This is a genomic window from Nonomuraea sp. NPDC052265, from assembly GCF_044547985.1.
Taxonomy (GTDB): Bacteria; Actinomycetota; Actinomycetes; order Streptosporangiales; family Streptosporangiaceae; genus Nonomuraea.
This window is the reverse complement of sequence record NZ_JBIUBJ010000001.1, coordinates 975,521-991,340: the sequence shown is the minus strand read 5'-3', so window position 1 is coordinate 991,340 and position 15,820 is coordinate 975,521. Positions and strand designations below refer to the sequence as shown.

At 72.4% G+C, this 15,820-nt stretch carries 13 protein-coding genes; 7 read left to right on the top strand and 6 right to left on the bottom strand.

Features of this window, described 5'->3' with window-relative positions; genetic code table 11:
- The first annotated feature begins 69 nt into the window (after window positions 1–69).
- Genes ACIHAD_RS04615 through ACIHAD_RS04605 form a run of 3 tightly spaced genes read left to right on the top strand, consistent with a single transcriptional unit; the run spans window position 70 to window position 1,851 of the window.
- Complete coding sequence (locus ACIHAD_RS04615) at window positions 70–642, top strand: TetR/AcrR family transcriptional regulator (RefSeq protein WP_397352954.1); 573 nt, start codon at window positions 70–72, stop codon at window positions 640–642.
- Between the two features lies 1 nt (window position 643).
- A complete protein-coding gene (locus ACIHAD_RS04610) occupies window positions 644–1,420 on the top strand; it encodes a phosphotransferase family protein (protein ID WP_397352953.1) in 777 nt (258 codons plus the stop codon).
- On the top strand, window positions 1,417–1,851 hold the full coding sequence (locus tag ACIHAD_RS04605; RefSeq protein WP_397352952.1) for a GNAT family N-acetyltransferase: 435 nt from the start codon (window positions 1,417–1,419) through the stop codon (window positions 1,849–1,851). The genes ACIHAD_RS04610 and ACIHAD_RS04605 overlap by 4 nt, the downstream gene beginning before the upstream one ends.
- On the opposite strand, the gene ACIHAD_RS04600 is transcribed toward ACIHAD_RS04605, so the two are convergent.
- From ACIHAD_RS04600 to ACIHAD_RS04585, 4 genes are read right to left on the bottom strand one after another with little or no spacing between them, the layout of a single operon-like run.
- Window positions 1,841–2,665, bottom strand: coding sequence for a ketose-bisphosphate aldolase (locus ACIHAD_RS04600; protein ID WP_397352951.1), 825 nt, complete (start codon window positions 2,663–2,665; stop codon window positions 1,841–1,843). The genes ACIHAD_RS04605 and ACIHAD_RS04600 overlap by 11 nt on opposite strands.
- A 10-nt stretch (window positions 2,666–2,675) precedes the next feature.
- Window positions 2,676–3,578: a 1-phosphofructokinase family hexose kinase gene (locus ACIHAD_RS04595; protein ID WP_397352950.1), complete on the bottom strand. Its 903-nt coding sequence runs from the start codon at window positions 3,576–3,578 to the stop codon at window positions 2,676–2,678.
- The gene (nagA, locus tag ACIHAD_RS04590) at window positions 3,578–4,711 is read right to left on the bottom strand and encodes an N-acetylglucosamine-6-phosphate deacetylase (RefSeq protein ID WP_397352949.1); all 1,134 of its coding nucleotides are present in this window, start codon (window positions 4,709–4,711) and stop codon (window positions 3,578–3,580) included. The genes ACIHAD_RS04595 and nagA overlap by 1 nt, the downstream gene beginning before the upstream one ends.
- Window positions 4,708–5,580, bottom strand: a complete 873-nt coding sequence (locus ACIHAD_RS04585) for an SIS domain-containing protein (protein ID WP_397352948.1) — start codon at window positions 5,578–5,580, stop codon at window positions 4,708–4,710. Before ACIHAD_RS04585 ends, nagA begins: the two co-directional genes overlap by 4 nt.
- 128 nt (window positions 5,581–5,708) lie before the next feature.
- On the opposite strand from ACIHAD_RS04585, the gene ACIHAD_RS04580 reads away from it, so the two are divergent.
- Both ACIHAD_RS04580 and ACIHAD_RS04575 read left to right on the top strand, forming a co-directional pair.
- Window positions 5,709–6,479 (top strand): DeoR/GlpR family DNA-binding transcription regulator, encoded by a 771-nt coding sequence (locus tag ACIHAD_RS04580; RefSeq protein ID WP_397352947.1) that lies wholly within the window; start codon window positions 5,709–5,711, stop codon window positions 6,477–6,479.
- 69 nt (window positions 6,480–6,548) lie between these two features.
- Window positions 6,549–8,285, top strand: coding sequence for a glycerol-3-phosphate dehydrogenase/oxidase (locus ACIHAD_RS04575; RefSeq protein WP_397352946.1), 1,737 nt, complete (start codon window positions 6,549–6,551; stop codon window positions 8,283–8,285).
- 36 nt (window positions 8,286–8,321) lie between these two features.
- Here ACIHAD_RS04575 and ACIHAD_RS04570 read toward each other — a convergent pair whose 3' ends face one another.
- Both ACIHAD_RS04570 and ACIHAD_RS04565 read right to left on the bottom strand, forming a co-directional pair.
- Window positions 8,322–10,376: a beta-propeller domain-containing protein gene (locus ACIHAD_RS04570; RefSeq protein ID WP_397352945.1), complete on the bottom strand. Its 2,055-nt coding sequence runs from the start codon at window positions 10,374–10,376 to the stop codon at window positions 8,322–8,324.
- Window positions 10,377–10,408: 32 nt separating this feature from the next.
- Window positions 10,409–12,535, bottom strand: a complete 2,127-nt coding sequence (locus ACIHAD_RS04565) for a serine/threonine protein kinase (RefSeq protein ID WP_397352944.1) — start codon at window positions 12,533–12,535, stop codon at window positions 10,409–10,411.
- A 124-nt stretch (window positions 12,536–12,659) separates the two neighbouring features.
- Between ACIHAD_RS04565 and ACIHAD_RS04560 the strand changes: the two genes are divergently transcribed.
- The gene (locus tag ACIHAD_RS04560) at window positions 12,660–14,165 is read left to right on the top strand and encodes a succinic semialdehyde dehydrogenase (RefSeq protein WP_397352943.1); all 1,506 of its coding nucleotides are present in this window, start codon (window positions 12,660–12,662) and stop codon (window positions 14,163–14,165) included.
- Complete coding sequence (locus ACIHAD_RS04555; protein ID WP_397352942.1) at window positions 14,162–15,820, top strand: FAD-dependent oxidoreductase; 1,659 nt, start codon at window positions 14,162–14,164, stop codon at window positions 15,818–15,820. The genes ACIHAD_RS04560 and ACIHAD_RS04555 overlap by 4 nt, the downstream gene beginning before the upstream one ends.

Genomic DNA, 15,820 nt, shown 5'->3' with positions numbered 1-15,820 from the left:
TGCAACTCCGTTTGAAGTACTATGAGTGAAGTGGTTTGACCGTAGTACTACAGATGGAGTGGTGTCAACATGGTCCGACAGAACCTGGCCAGGCGGGCGGCGCTCATCGACGCCGCGATCGAGGTGCTGGCCGCGGAGGGGGCCCGCGGCCTGACCTTCCGCGCGGTCGACGCGCAGGCCGGGGTGCCGACGGGCACGGCGTCCAACTACTTCGCCAGCAGGGACGATCTCTTCACCCAGGCCGGCGGCCGGATCTACGAGCGGCTGCAGCCGGACGCGCAGACGATCGCGGAGAGCCTGTCCGGCCCCCGCGACCGGGAGCGCGTGGTGCGGCTCATGATCGAGCTGGTCGACCGGATCTCGGCGTTCAGGCCGGGCTACCTGGCGCTGCTGGAGCTGCGGCTGGAGGCGACCAGGCGGCCGGAGCTGCGGGCCGTGCTGACCGAGCGCATCCGCGCCGACGTCGAGGCCAACATCGGCTACCACCTGGAGTCGGGGCTGCCCGGCGACGCCACCAGCGTGGAGCTGCTCTACCTGGCGATGAACTGGCTGGTGGTCGAACGGCTCACACTGCCCGACGTGTTCGGCGAGGACAAGATCCGCGAGCTCGTGAGGCAGGCGGTCGAGCGTATCCTGCCGTAGCATGGCCGATCTTGCGCACACCCATCTCCTCGACATCGACGGAGACGTCGTCACCAAGCGCTACATCGACGGCAAGCCGGGCGCGGCCGAGCGCGAGTGGCGGGCGCTCACCCTGCTGGCCGAGCACGCGCCGGACCTGTCCCCGCGGCCGATCGCCTTCGAGGACGGCGTCGTACGCATGACCAGGATCGACGGCGTGCCCCTGCGCGGTCTGGCCGCCGGGGAGGCGCCCCTGACCGCCATGGCCGCCGCGCTCACCGAGTTGTACGCGGCCGTCCCGCCCGGCGTGCTCACGGAAGTCCCGGTACGCCCGTGGCAGGCCGAGGCGGTCTGTGACTGGGTCAGGGAACGGGCGGACGCCTGGCGGCCCCGCGACCCGCGGGCCGACCGCGCGGTCGAGGAGGGCATGCGCTGGCTGGCGGCCTGGCGTCCCGGCGAGGCGGGCGTACGGCCGGCGTTCGGGGCGGGCGACGGCAACCTGGCGAACTTCCTGTGGGACGGCGCCCGCGTGCGCATCGTCGACTTCGAGGACTCCGGGCGCAGCGACCTGGCCTACGAGCTGGCCGAGCTGTCCGAGCACGTCTCGATGTGGGTGGACGGCGACGTGGAGATCGCCGCCCGGTTCGAGCTGAGCGGGCCGGAGGAGCGCCGGCTGCGCGACTGCCGCAGGCTGCAAAGCCTGGTCTGGCTGTTCCTGCTCTCGCACGACAGCCCGCGCAATCCGCCCGGCACCTTCGCTCGTCAGGTCGAGAGGGTGCTGCGATCATTGGGCGCATGAGACTGGCGCAGGAGGCCGACAGAGCCGCCGTCGAGCAACTCGTCCATGACGCCTACCAGCCCTGGGCCGAGATCATCGGCATGCGGCCGCTGCCCATGGAGGCCGACTACCCGGCCCTCATCGCCGCGGGCCGGGTGCACGTCACCGACGGCCTCGAAGGGCTCGTCGTGCTCGTGCCCGAGGAGGGCGCGCTGCTGGTCGACAACGTCGCGGTCCGGCCCGACCTGCACGGCAGGGGCATCGGCCGCGGCCTGCTGGCCTACGCCGAGCAGGAGGCCGCCCGGCTCGGCCTGCCCGCCCTGCGCCTCTACACCAACGTCAAGATGGCCTCGAACATCGCGCTGTACACCTCGCTCGGCTACGTGGAGACCGGCCGGGCCGACCTCGACGGCCGGTCGGCCGTGATGATGCGCAAGGAGCTCAGCCGGTGAGCACGCCCAGCAGGTGACTCACCTCGCGGGCCACGGCGTCGCGGCCCGCGTTGAGGTACTTGCGGGAGTCGACCACCCGCTCGTCGTGGGCCAGGTAGTCGCGTACGGCCCGGGTGAACGCCTTGTTCAGGTGGGTGGCGATGTTGATCTTCTTCATGCCGTTGCGGACGGCCTCGCGCAGCACGTCGTCGGGCACGCCGGACGAGCCGTGCAGCACCAGCGGCACCGGCACCGCCGCCCGCAGCTCGGCGATGAGCTCCAGGTCGAGCACGGCGTCCTTGGTGGTCATGGCGTGCGAGGTGCCGACGGCCACGGCGAGAGCGTCGACGCCGGTCCTGGCGACGTAGTCGACCGCCTCGTGGGGCTTGGTGCGGGCGCCGGGGGCGTGCACGCCGTCCTTGCCGCCGACCTCGCCGAGCTCGGCCTCCACCCAGACGCCGCGCTCGTGGCACCAGGCGGCGACCTCGGCCGTGGCGGCCACGTTCTCCTCGTCGGGCAGGGCGGAGGCGTCGTACATGACCGAGCCGAGGCCCAGCGCCACCGCCTCCTCCACCAGCGCGCGGTCGGTGGCGTGGTCGAGGTGGACCGCGACCGGCACCTCCGCGCGGCGCGCGACGGCCAGCGCGGCCAGCGCGACGGGCTCCAGAGCGCCGTGGTAGCGCACGCAGTTCTCGCTGATCTGCAACACGACCGGCAGGCCGAGGGCCTCCGCGCCGGCCACGATGGCCGTGGCGTGCTCCAGCTGGATCACGTTGAACGCGCCCACCCCTGCGGGGGACTGCCGGACGATGTCGCCGATTCCGGCGAGGGCCATGACGAGCTCCTTACGTGATGATGATCTGGGGGTGTATGTCGGCGTAGACCTCGCCGTCGAAGTCGCCGGCGACCGGCGCGGCGACGGCTGCCGCGCCCAGCGCCGCTGCCCGCCGCAGCCTGTCGGGCCACGGGGAGCCCTCGACCAGGCCCAGGGCCAGCCCCGCGACCAGCGAGTCGCCGGCCCCGGTCGGGTTGCCCCGCACGGTGTACGGCATCCGCGCCCGGAAGGTGCCCTCGCCCGTCACGGCGAGCAGCCCGTCGGCGCCCATGGAGACGACCACGGCCTCGGCCCCCCGCTCGCGCAGCGCGTGGGCGCCCTCCTCGGGGGTGCCGCCGGGGACCGCCCTGGCCAGCTCCTCGGCGTTGGGCTTGACGACGGACGGACGGCCTTCGGGCGCGTGGCGCAGCGGGTCGCCGTCGGCGTCGACGATGGCCGGCACGCCCTCGCGGGCGGCGACCGCGGCCAGGGTCGCGTAGACGTCGGCGGGGACGCCGCGCGGCAGGCTGCCGGAGATGACCACCGCGTCCGCGCCGGCCAGCAACGACGTGTACCGCTCCACGAACGCGGCCAGCTCGGCCGCCGTGACCTCGGGGCCGGGTTCGTTGAACAGCGTGGCGCCGCCCGGCTCGGAGACCACCAGCGTGGTCCGGGAGTCGGCGGCGATGCCGGTCAGCGCGCCGGGCAGGCCCGCGGCCCGCAGGTCGTGCTCGATCGCCTGCCCGGTGGGCCCGCCCGCCAGCCCCGTGACCAGGACCTCATGGCCGAGGGCCGCCAGCACGCGGGCCACGTTGACGCCCTTGCCGCCGGCGCGCCGGTGGACGGCGCCGACCCGGTTGACGCCGTCCCAGGTGACGGAGGGGACCTCGTAGGTCACGTCGAGCGCGGCGTTGAGCGTCACGGTGATGATCATCAGGGCTCCGTGATCCATTCGCCGTTCTTCAGCACGCCGTCGACCTCCAGCTCGCCGGAGAGCACGACCAGGTCGGCCGCCTTGCCGACGGCGATCGAGCCGATCTCCTCGGCCAGGCCGAGCACCCTGGCGGGGGTCAGCGAGGCCACCTGGACCGCGTCGGGCAGCGACATGCCCAGCTCCCGGACGCCGCGGCGGAAGGCGGCGTCCATGGTGAGGGTGGAGCCCGCGATCGAGCCGCCCTCGACCAGCCTGGCCACGCCGTCGGTCACGCGCACCCGCATGGGGCCGAGCACGTAGTCGCCGTCGCCGAGGCCCGTGGCCGCCATCGCGTCGGTGATCAGCACCGTCCGGCCGGGGCCGGCCACCTCGTAGGCCAGGCGCAGCATCGCCGCGTGCACGTGGACGCCGTCGTTGACCAGCTCGACCGTCACCCGCTCGTCCTCCAGCAGGGCGGCGATCGGGCCGGGCGCGCGGTGGCCGAGCTGCGGCATCGCGTTGTAGAGGTGGGTGGCGACGGTCGCGCCCGCCTCGATGGCGGTGATGGCCTGGTCGTAGTCGGCGTCGCTGTGGCCGAGCGCCGCGATCAAACCCTCGCCGACGGCCGTGCGGATCGTGTCGAGGCCGCCGGGCAGCTCGGCGGCGACGGTGACCATGCGCGCGTGCCCGCGCGCGGCCTTGACCAGCCCGGACAGCTCCTGCGGCGACGGCTCGCGCAGCAGCGCGGGGTCGTGGGCGCCGCAGCGGGCCTTGGCGATGTACGGCCCCTCGAAGTGGATGCCCGCCAGCAGCCCCTCCTCGCACAGCTCGGCCAGCGAGGAGGCGGCCCTGGACAGCCCGTCGAGCGCGTCGGTGACCAGGCTGGCCATCATCGTGGTCGTGCCGTGCCGCCGGTGCAGGGCCACGGCGTCGCGGGCCCTGTCCTGGTCGCCGGTCGGGAACGACCCGCCCGCGCCGCCGTGGTTGTGGATGTCGACGAACCCGGGGACGACGTGCCGCCCCCCGAGGCTCAGGCCGGGGCCGGGGGCCGATCCGTGGCCGACATGCGTGATGCGGCCGTCTTCGATGGTCAGCCACCCTTCGTGCACCCCTTCGGGGGTCACGATCCGGGCGTCGGCGAGAGTAAGGCTCATGAAGAAAGGATCACAGATCGCGTGAGGTGCATGGGCTCGTCGGGGTTCAGCCCACGGGCGAAGGCCCGCGCGACCGCCACCCGCTGGGCGCGTACCAGCTCGGCCATGGGGTCGAGGCCGCTCTCGACGAACGTGCCGCCGGTCGCCTCGACCTGCTCGCGCAGGCCCTCCGGGGCGGTGCCGAGCATCCACGTGACGCGCCCGGGGCCCGCGATGCTGATCGGGCCGTGCCGGTACTCCATCGCCGGGTACGCCTCCGTCCACGACCGCGACGCCTCGCGCATCTTCAGCGCGGCCTCCTGGGCCAGGCCGACCGACCAGCCGCTGCCGAGGAAGCTGAACTGCTCGGCCTCGGTCAGCTCGGCGGGCAGCGGCTCGGCCAGGGCCCGCTCGGCGTCGGCGATCGCGCCCGTGAGGTCCTCGCCGAGGCTGGCGCGGAGCATGGCGAGCTGGGTGGTGGCGAAGCGGGTCTGCACGACCGAGGTCTCGTCGGCGTAGTCGAGCACGATGACCTCGTCGGCGGCCGTCATGACCGGCGTCTTCGGGTCGGCGGTGATGGCCGTCGTACGCGCGCTCGTCCTGGACAGCAGCTCCAGCACCTCGGTCGTGGTGCCCGAGCGGGTCAGCGCGAGCACCCGGTCGTACGGGCGGCCGGCCGGCGCCTCGGAGGCGGCGAACGCGTCGGTCTCGCCCTGCCCGGCCCGCTCGCGCAGCGTGGCGTAGGCCATGGCGATGAACCACGACGTCCCGCAGCCGATGACGGCCACCCGCTCGCCGGGCTCGGGCAGCGCGCCGGCGGGCACGTCGGCCACGGCTCGGCGCCAGCAGGACGGCTGGGACTCGATCTCGGCTTCGGTGTGGGTGGTCACCGCGTTCCTCCCCGTTGTTGTTTGTTTCTGCCTTTTTTATACAGTAAAAGCGCATCTTTGTGCAGTGTTCGCTCTCACCTCTCTGCCTGTGCCACGCTTGCTCCTGTCCGGATCTCATTGGAGGCTTCGTGTCCCGCTACGATCGCTGGAACGCCATCCTGGAGCTGCTCGCCCAGGAGGGCAGGCTGTCGGTGGAGGAGGCGGCCGAGGCGCTCGACGTCTCCACCGCCACGATCCGGCGGGACCTCGACCAGCTCGCCCAGCAGCAGATGCTCATGCGCACCCGCGGCGGAGCCGTCGCCCAGAGCGTCAGCTACGACCTGCCGCTGCGCTACAAGACCGCCAGGCACGCCGACGAGAAGCACCGCATCGCCGCCGCCGCGGCCGGCCTGGTGGCCGCGGGCGCCGTGGTCGGGCTCAACGGCGGCACCACGACCTCCGAGCTGGCCCGCACCCTCGCCACGGCGTCCACGCTGGAGAGCGGGTTCACGATCGTCACCAACGCCCTGAACATCGCCGCCGAGCTGACCGTGCGGCAGCACGTCAAGATCGTGGTCACCGGCGGGGTGGCCCGGCAGCAGTCGTACGAGCTGATCGGGCCGCTGGCCTCCGGCGTGCTCGAACAGGTCACCCTCGACGTGGCCTTCCTCGGCGTCGACGCGATCGACGTCGAGCTCGGCGCCTCGGCCCACCACGAGGGCGAGGCCAGCGTGAACAACCTGCTGATCAGCCGGGCCGCCCAGGTCGTCGTGGTGGCCGACTCCTCCAAGGTGGGCCGGCGGGCCTTCTCCCGCATCTGCCCGATCGAGCAGATCGACACGCTGGTCACCGACGCCCGGCTCCCCGACGAGCTCGCCGCCCGGCTCACCGACGCGGGCGTCAAGGTCGTACGCGCCTGAACCCGTACGGCGTTACATGGAACCGGGCGTAGGGGTAGGTACTGACCGCAGGCGACCCCAGGGGGGAAGATGACGGCCGGTAGGAGCGTGGCCCGGCTCGGGCCCGGTGAGCGCGCGGCGGCGCTGGCGGAGATGTCGGCCCAGGAGTTCGACGTGGTCGTGGTCGGCGGCGGCGTGGTGGGGGCGGGGACCGCGCTCGACGCCGCGACCAGGGGGCTCGACGTGGCCCTGCTGGAGGCCCGTGACTTCGCCTCCGGCACCTCCTCGCGCTCGTCCAAGCTCATCCACGGCGGCCTGCGCTACCTGGAACAGCTCAACTTCGACCTGGTGCGCGAGGCGCTGCAGGAACGGGCCCTGCTGCTCCAGCGCCTGGCCCCGCACCTCGTCCGGCCGGTGCCGTTCCTGTTCCCGATGACCCACTTCGGCTGGGAACGCGCCTACGTCGGGGCCGGGGTGGCGCTCTACGACACGCTCGGCTTCGCCTCCGGGGTCACCCGCGGGGTGCCGGGTCATCGGCATCTGTCCAGGTCACGGGCGTTGCGGCTGGCCCCGGCGCTGAAGAAGAGCGCCTTCACCGGCGCCGTCCAGTACTGGGACGCCCAGGTCGACGACGCCCGCTACGTGATGACCATGCTGCGCACCGCCGCCACCTACGGCGCCCGGGTCGCGCCGCGCGCCCAGGTGGTCGGGTTCCTGCGGGAGGGCGAGCGGGTCACCGGCGTGCGGGCGCGCGACCTGGAGACCGGCGCGGAGTTCGACGTACGCGCCCAGCAGGTCGTCAACGCCACCGGCGTGTGGACCGACGACATCCAGGAACTGGTCGGCGGGCGCGGCCAGATCCACGTACGGGCCTCCAAGGGCATCCACCTCCTGGTGCCGCGCGACCGCATCCACTCCAGCACCGGCATCATCCTGCGCACGGAGAAGTCGGTGCTGTTCGTGATCCCGTGGGGCCGCCACTGGATCATCGGCACCACCGACACCGAATGGACGCTCGACAAGAGCCACCCGGCGGCCTCCCGGGCCGACATCGACTACCTGCTCGACCACGTCAACGCGGTGCTGGCGGTGCCGCTCACCCGCGACGACGTCGAGGGCGTCTACGCCGGGCTGCGGCCGCTGCTGTCGGGGGAGTCCGACGAGACGTCACAGCTGTCGCGCGAGCACGTCGTGGCGCATCCGGTGCCGGGGCTGGTGATGGTCGCCGGCGGAAAGTACACGACGTACCGGGTCATGGCGCGCGACGCGGTGGACGCGGTGGCGCACGGGCTCGACCAGCGGGTGCCGCGCTCGTGCACCGACCGCGTCCCGCTGGCCGGGGCCGAGGGCTACCAGGCGCTGTGGAACTCCCGCCACCGCCTCGCCCACACCTCGGGCCTGCACGTCGCCCGGATCGAGCACCTGCTCCAGCGCTACGGCTCGCTCATCGACGAGGTGCTGGTGCTGGTCGAGCAGGACCCGTCACTGGGCAGGCCGCTGGCGGGGGCCGACGACCACCTGCGGGCCGAGATCGTCTACGCCGCCACCCACGAGGGCGCCAGGCACCTCAACGACGTGCTGACCAGGCGGACGCACATCTCCATCGAGACCTTCCACCGCGGGCTGGCCGTGGCCCAGGAGGCCGCCGAACTGCTGGCCGGCCCGCTCGGCTGGGACGCCGAGCAGGTCAAACGGGAGGTGGAGTACTACACCAAGCGCGTCGAGGCCGAGCGGCGCTCGCAGGAGCAGGACTCCGACCAGGAGGCCGACGCCATCCGGCTGGGCGCGCCCGAGATCGTGCCCGTCGTCGCGCCGGAGCGCGGGTGACCGTCCCGGCGGACCGGTCACCCGCCCTCGCGGGGGTCAGCGCAGCGGGATCCACGCCTGACGGGCCAGCGACGTGGCGTCGTTGACCTGGAGGCCGTCCCAGGACAGCGTCCAGACGGCGTCGCCGATGATCATCGAGCGCTGGATGCCGGGCTGGTAGGCGTAGTCCTTGTCCTGGTGCGTCGGGTGCTTGATCATGCCGAGCTTCGTCACGGCCGAGTCGTCGATCTTCAGCACCAGCGCGCCCGACTCCTTGGGGGTCATCAGCGGGATCACCGACAGGCCGGTCTTGGGCCAGTACAGGAACGCGTGCGGGTCCCACTCGGCCTCGGAGCCCGCCTCCTTCTGGAAGAGCTGCGACAGCCTGCGCGGGGCGGCCGGGTCGCTGACGTCGAACAGCGAGACCTGGGTGCCGAGCGTCCTGCCCTTGTCGCTGGCCTCCTGGCCGATGCCGATCAGCCTGCCCTCGGCGCCGGGGTGCAGGTAGGCCGAGTAGCCGGTGATCTTCAGCTCGCCGGTCACCTTGGGGGCGGCCGGGTCGCGCAGGTCGAGCGTGTAGAGCGGGTCCACCTGCTTGAACGTCACGCAGTAGCCCACCGGGCCGATGAACCTGACCGAGTAGATGCGCTCGCCCCGGCCGAGGCCGCCGACCTCGCCGACCTTGGCCATGGTGTCGGCGGCGAGCACGTACACGCTGCTGGCGCTGGTCCTGCCGTCGGTGGAGGTGAGGGTGGTGGCGACGCGGAGGTGGCCTTCGTACTCCGACAGCGAGTACTGGTTCAGCAGGCGGCCGGGGACCTTGCCGGAGGCCACGTACGCGGGGGCGCCGGGGTTGCCGATGTCGAACCGGTGGACCTCGGTCTCCTCGGGCGGGGCCGTCGGGGCCGGCTCGGGGGCGGGCTCGGACGTGGCGGGCGTCGCGGGGGCGCTGCTCGTCACGGCCGGCTCGCCGGGGCTGCCGGTCGTGGTGGGTGCGCTCGTGACGGCCGGGTCGCTCGGGGTGGGCTCGACGGCCGGGGCCGCGGCGGAGGCCGTGGCGGAGGCCGTGGGGACCGGCTCGACGGGCACCGGCTCGGTGACCATCGGGAACCACCAGCGGGGGTTGCTGGCGACGTAAAGGCTCTTGCCGCTGCCGTAGACGGTGTCGCCGTCGGCGGCCAGGCTGATGGGCTCGGTGCCGGTCGCGGCGACGTCCTGGGCCACGTCGATGGTGTGGACGGTGAGCAGCGAGGTGCCGGTGTAGTCGGCGGGGTGGCTGACCCGCTCGCACTTGACCGTGTCCTTCTTGACCGCCCCGGACCCGTCGGTGATCTCGACCGTGGGCAGCCAGGCGGTGAGCGGCGCCTGCCGTACGACGGCCTGGTTGGCCTTCTTGCGGTCGGCCTCGGTGGCGTCCGGGCTCTTGGGCTCGGGGAAGGTGATGTCGGGCTGGCTGCGGGTGACGAGCCGGACCGTGGAGCCGATCATCCTGGCGTCCACGTACGAGCCCTGCGCCCGGATCGTGCTGAGCACCTTCGGCTGCCCGGCCAGGTCGACCACGACGTAGCGGGTCTCGCCGGGCGGCGCGAAGGACTTGACCATGATGTCGCCGCCGCGGAACAGCACCAGCGCGCGGTCGCCGGAGAGCAGCAGGTCGGCGGGGGTGAAGGTCGGCTCGTCCTTCTTGGTGAGCTTGAGCGACGCCGTGACCTTCCTGGTCGCGGTGTCGATGATCCGCAGGGTGCCGTCCACGACCGTGACGATCCGGTTGCCGTCGGTCTTGATCAGGTCGGGCTCGTCCACGCCCGCCTCGTGCACGTTCGTGGTGGAGTGCTCAGGGGTGTCGGAGGTGGTGGTCTTCGCCCTCGCGGTGGCGGCCGTGTCCTCCATGTACATGATCTGCGGGCCGCCGAAGCCCCAGGGGCCGACGTTCTCCGCGGCGTGCTCCCGCAGGCCCGACAGCATGTCGTCGCAACTGTCGTAGGCGACCAGGCGGACGGCGTCGAGCGTGACCTTCGGCACGGGCGCCTGGCCCGTCGCCGCCGAGGTGCAGGCCGCCGTGACCGTGGCGAGGGCCGCGGCGGTCACGGCCGTACGGATCAGCGTCTTCATGACCTCCATGACGGCTGCGCGGGCCGGATGGTTCAGGAGCCCCTGGCCGGGTTGGCGGTGAAGACCGGGCTGAAGTCCACCTCGCCGGGCACGTCGAGGATCTTGCGGAGCAGGGTGCCCTTGAGGTCGACGACCTGGATCTCGTCCTTGGTGTTGTTGTCCTGCTCCCAGCAGTAGAGGTGGGTGTCGTCGTACCAGCCGAGGACCTTGTCGCAGTCGGAGGTGAACTTGTGCGTGCGGTCGCCCGACTTGACGTCCCACACGCAGGTGTCGCCGTCGCTGCCGTTGGGACAGTCGGACAGGAACGACTCGCCCGAGGGAGAGAAGATGTCCTGGGTGCCGGCGGGCAGCGTGCCGATCGAGCGCAGGTCGCGCGTGGCCTTGCCGTCGGCGTCGAAGAAGCGCAGGCTCCGGTTCTTCTCCGGGCCGAAGACGTTGACCACGCCCTCGCCCTCGCCGTCCCAGCCGAAGGCGGTCTTGCGGACGGCTGTGTCGTCCACCATGACGGTCCTGGCCTTCTTCGTGGCGATGTCCACGATGACGAAGCCCGGGTAGGTCCAGGTGCCGCCGCTCTTCCGCTCGATGTTGAGCAGGATCTTTGAGCCGTCCTCGGACCAGCCGCGGATGCTGGCGATCAGCGGGCCGCGGACGGTCTTGATCGTGGTGCGGTCGCCCGTCTGACGGTCGCTGACGATGATGTAGTCGTAGTTGTCGTCGGTGTACTTGCGGCCCCGGGTGGCCAGGTAGCGGCCGCCGGGGGAGACGTTCGACTCCCAGTTGCCGGCGTACTGGCGGAACGGGCCGCGCAGCGAGTCCCTGGCGTGGTCGATCCAGTCGTCCTTCTTCTTGTCGAAGACCTCGTAGGAGGTCAGGACGATGGCGTCGGAGGCGTTCTCGTAGAGGCTGATCGCGGCGCCGGGCAGCGCCTTGCGCGGGCCCTCCTTGGGGACGGAGACCTCCGCGACCGACGGCGTGGCGGGCGGGACGCTCCGGCTGGACGGCTGGGCGGAGGCGGGGGTCGTGCCGCCGCCGTCGTCGGCGGCCAGGGTCGTCCTGTTGTTCGCGATGAGCACGGCGAGCCCGGCCAGCACGAGTAAGGCGACGCCCAGCGTGACCCCGATGATCAGCGGCGCCCTGCTCTTCCCGGCCGGGTGCCGGGGGTGGACGCCCGGATGGGTGGGCTGCGCGTACGGGCCGGGCGGGTGCCACTGCTGCTGCGGGTACGGCTGCGGGCCCCCCGGCACGGGCCCGGTCATCGGCCCCGGCGGCGACCCCTGTGGCGACCCCTGTGGCGATCCCTGTGGCGGTCCCTGGGGCGGTGCGGTCATCGGGCCGGGCCGGGAAGGCCCGGCCGGTACGGCCTCGGCGGCGGCCGCGGCGAGGATGGGCGAGTTCGCCGGCATCGGGTGCTGGAGCAGGCGCATGATCACCTGCTCGGCCGTCGGCCGCTGCGCCGGATCCTTGGCCAGGCACGCGGCCACCACGTCGCGCAGCGCGCCGTCGAGCACGCCCAGGTCGGGCTGCTGGTTGAGGACCCGGTTGATCACGGCGGGCATGGTGTCGCTGCCGAACGGCGCCCGCCCCGACGCCGCGTAGACCATCGCGCTCGCCCACGAGAACATGTCGGCCGCCGGCCCCACGGTGTGGCCCATGATCTGCTCGGGCGGCATGTACGACGGCGTGCCCACGACCATGCTGCTGATCGTCGAGGTCGCGTTGAGCGCGCGTGCGATGCCGAAGTCGATCACCCGCGGGCCGTCCGCGCCCAGGATGACGTTGGCGGGCTTGAAGTCGCGGTGGACGATGCCCGCCTGGTGGATCGCAGCCAGCGCGGTCGCGGTGCCGATGGCCAGCCGGTGCAGCGTGGACCCGGTGCGCGGCCCCTCCTCCTGCACCACCCGCTGGAGCGAGGGCCCTTCGATGAACTCGCTGACGATGAACGGCCGCTCCTGCTCGACGCCGGTGCCGAGGACGGTCGCGGTGCAGAACGGCGCCACCTGCTGGGCCACCTGGACCTCGCGCAGGAACCGCTCGACGCTCACGTCGTCGCCGGACAGGTCGGGGCGCAGCCATTTGACGGCGACGTGCGTGCCTGAATGATCTTTCGCGAGGTAGACGACGCCCTGGCCGCCCTCGCCAAGTCTGCCGAGGAGATCCATGCCGGCCAGACTCGCTGGATCTCCGGGGCGTAGCGGAGCGAACGATGGCATAAGAGGATTCTGACCCCACCCCGCGAATCCGCAAAAACTACCCGCCGGTAGCCAAGCGGAATATCCTTCTGGCATGCACGTCACGTCCAGCGGCAAGACCCGGGAGATCACCGCCCCCTTCACCGGCGAGCCGCTCGCCGAGCTGCCCATTTCCACGGCCGACGACGTACGCCTGGCCTACGAGCGGGCCAGGGCCGCCCAGACCGAGTGGGCGGCCAGGCCCGCCGCGGCGCGGGCGAGACCGTTCCTGCTGCTGCACGACGCCATCCTCGACCGCAGGGACGAGATCCTCGACATCGTCCAGGACGAGACCGGCAAGGCCCGCAAGCACGCCTTCGAGGAGGTGCTCGACGTCGCCGGGTGCAGCCTCTACTACGCGCGGCGGGCCCCCGGCCTGCTCGCGCCGCGCGCCCGCAAGGGCATCTTCCCCGGCGCCACCCGCGTGGCCGAGCTGCGCCAGCCCAAGGGCGTGGTCGCGCTGATCTCCCCGTGGAACTACCCGCTCTCGCTGGGCGTGACCGACGCCGTGCCCGCGCTGCTGGCCGGCAACGCGCTGGTGCACAAGCCGGACACCCAGACCGCCATGTCCACGTTGTGGACCATCGACCTGCTGGCCGAGCTGGGCATGCCGCGCGAGATCTGGCAGGTCGTGCTGGGCGAGCCCGCCGAGATCGGCGACGCGCTGCTCGACGACGCCGACTACGTCGCGTTCACGGGCTCGACCAGGGGCGGCAGGAAGATCGCCGAGGAGGCGGCCAAGCGGCTCATCGGCTGCTCGCTGGAGCTCGGCGGCAAGAACCCGATGGTGGTGCTCGACGACGCCGACCTGGCGCTCGCCGTCCAGGGGGCGATCCGGGCCTGCTTCACCAACGCGGGCCAGCTCTGCCTGTCCATCGAGCGGCTGTACGTGCACGCGTCCGTGTTCGACGACTTCGCCGCACGCCTGGTCAAGCAGGTCGGCAACCTCAAGCTCGGCGCGGGCCACGACTGGTCGGTCCAGATGGGCTCGCTCACCTCCCGACGCCAGCTCGACGCGGTCAGCGCCCACGTGGACGACGCCGTGGCCAAGGGCGCGACCGTGCTGACCGGCGGCCGGGCCAGGCCCGACCTCGGCCCGCTGTTCTACGAGCCGACCGTGCTCACCGGCGTACGCGACGACATGGACCTGTGCCGCAACGAGACGTTCGGGCCCGTGGTCGCCCTCTACCCCTTCACCTCGGAGGAGGAGGCGATCGAGCTGGCCAACGACACCATCTACGGCCTGAACGCCTCCATCTGGACCAGGGACCTGGCCCGCGGCCGCGCCCTGGCCGCCCGCGTCAAGGCCGGCACGGTCAACATCAACGAGGGGTACGGCTCGGCGTACGCCTCCTACGACGCGCCCATGGGCGGCATGAAGGCGTCCGGCCTCGGCCGCCGGCACGGCGCGGAGGGCCTGCTGCGTTACACCGAGTCCAAGACCGTGGCCTCGCAGGCGTCCTGGCTGGGCTTCGAGCCGCCCTTCGACCTGACGTACGAGACGTGGGCCGACGTCCTGGCCGGCACCCTCAAGGCGATGCGGAAGCTGCGGATCAAGTGACGTTCGACGTACTGGTCATCGGGTCGGGGTTCGGCGGCAGCGTCTCGGCGCTGCGGCTGAGCGAGAAGGGGTACAAGGTCGGCGTGCTGGAGGCGGGCCGCCGCTTCGACGAGTCCACGCTGCCGGCCACCTCGTGGAAGCTGCGCGACTTCCTGTGGGCGCCCTGGCTCGGCATGAAGGGCATCCAGCGCATCCACGTGCTGCGCGGCGAGCGCGGCACCGGCGTGATGGTGCTGGCCGGAGCCGGGGTGGGCGGCGGCTCGCTGGTCTACGCCAACACCCTCTACGAGCCGCTCGACCCGTTCTTCCGCGACCCGCAGTGGGCCGGCATCACCGACTGGAAGTCGGAGCTGGCCCCCCACTACGACCAGGCCAGACGCATGCTCGGCGCGGTCACGAACCCCACCTTCACCCGCGCCGACGACATCATGCGCAGGGTCGCCGAGAAGATGGGCGTCGGCGACACCTTCCACCTGGCCCCGGTCGGCGTCTATTTCGGCGAGGACGGCGTCGACCCGTACTTCGGCGGCGCGGGGCCGGAGCGGCGCGGCTGCGTCGAGTGCGGGCAGTGCATGACCGGCTGCCGCCACGGCGCCAAGAACATGCTGGTCAAGAACTACCTCTACCTGGCCGAGCGGGCGGGCGCCCGGGTCTACCCCGAGTGCACGGTCACCTCGGTGCGCCCGCTGGCCTCCGGCGGCTACCGGGTCGTCGCCCGCCGGACGGGGTCGGCGCTGCGCCGCCGTTCGTTCACGGCCAAGCAGGTGATCTTCGCGGCCGGCACGTACGGCACCCAGCGCCTGCTGCACAAGCTGCGCGCCACCGGCGACCTGCCCCGCCTGTCGCCCAGGCTCGGCACGCTGACCAGGACCAACTCCGAGGCCCTGCTCGGCTTCGAGCGCACGTCGGCGGACGGCGAGAAGCTCAACAAGGGCGTGGCCATCACCTCCTCCATCCACCCCGACGCCGAGACCCACATCGAGCCCGTGCGCTACGGCGACGGCTCCAACGCCATGGGCCTGCTCCGCACCCTGCTCGTGGACGGCGGCCAGTCCCGCTGGCGAGGGCTGCTCCGCGAGATCGCCGCACGGCCCCTGGACGCGCTTCGGCTGCTCGACCTGCGCCGCTGGTCGGAACGGACCGTCATCGCGCTGGTCATGCAGGCCAAGGACAACTCGATCACCATCCGGCGCACCCGCTGGGGCCTGCGGTCGGCCCGCGGCCACGGCGAGCCCAACCCGACCTGGATCCCGGCCGGGCACGAGGCCGTACGGCACGCGGCGGCCGAGATCGGCGGGGTGCCCGGAGGCACCTGGCTCGACCTGTTCGACATCCCGACCACGGCCCACTTCCTCGGCGGCTGCGTGATCGGCGACTCGCCCGAGACCGGCGTGATCGACGCCTACCACCGCGTCCACGGCCACGAGGGGCTGCACGTCGTGGACGGCTCGGCGGTGTCGGCCAACCTCGGGGTGAACCCGTCGCTCACCATCACCGCGCAGGCCGAACGGGCCATGTCCCTGTGGCCCAACGCCGGCGACCCCGACCCCAGGCCCGCCCCGGGCTCGCCGTACGTCCGGCTGCCCCCGGTGGCGCCGCGCCGTCCCGCCGTGCCGGAGCGGGCTCCGGGAGCCTTGCGTCTGTATACACTGTAA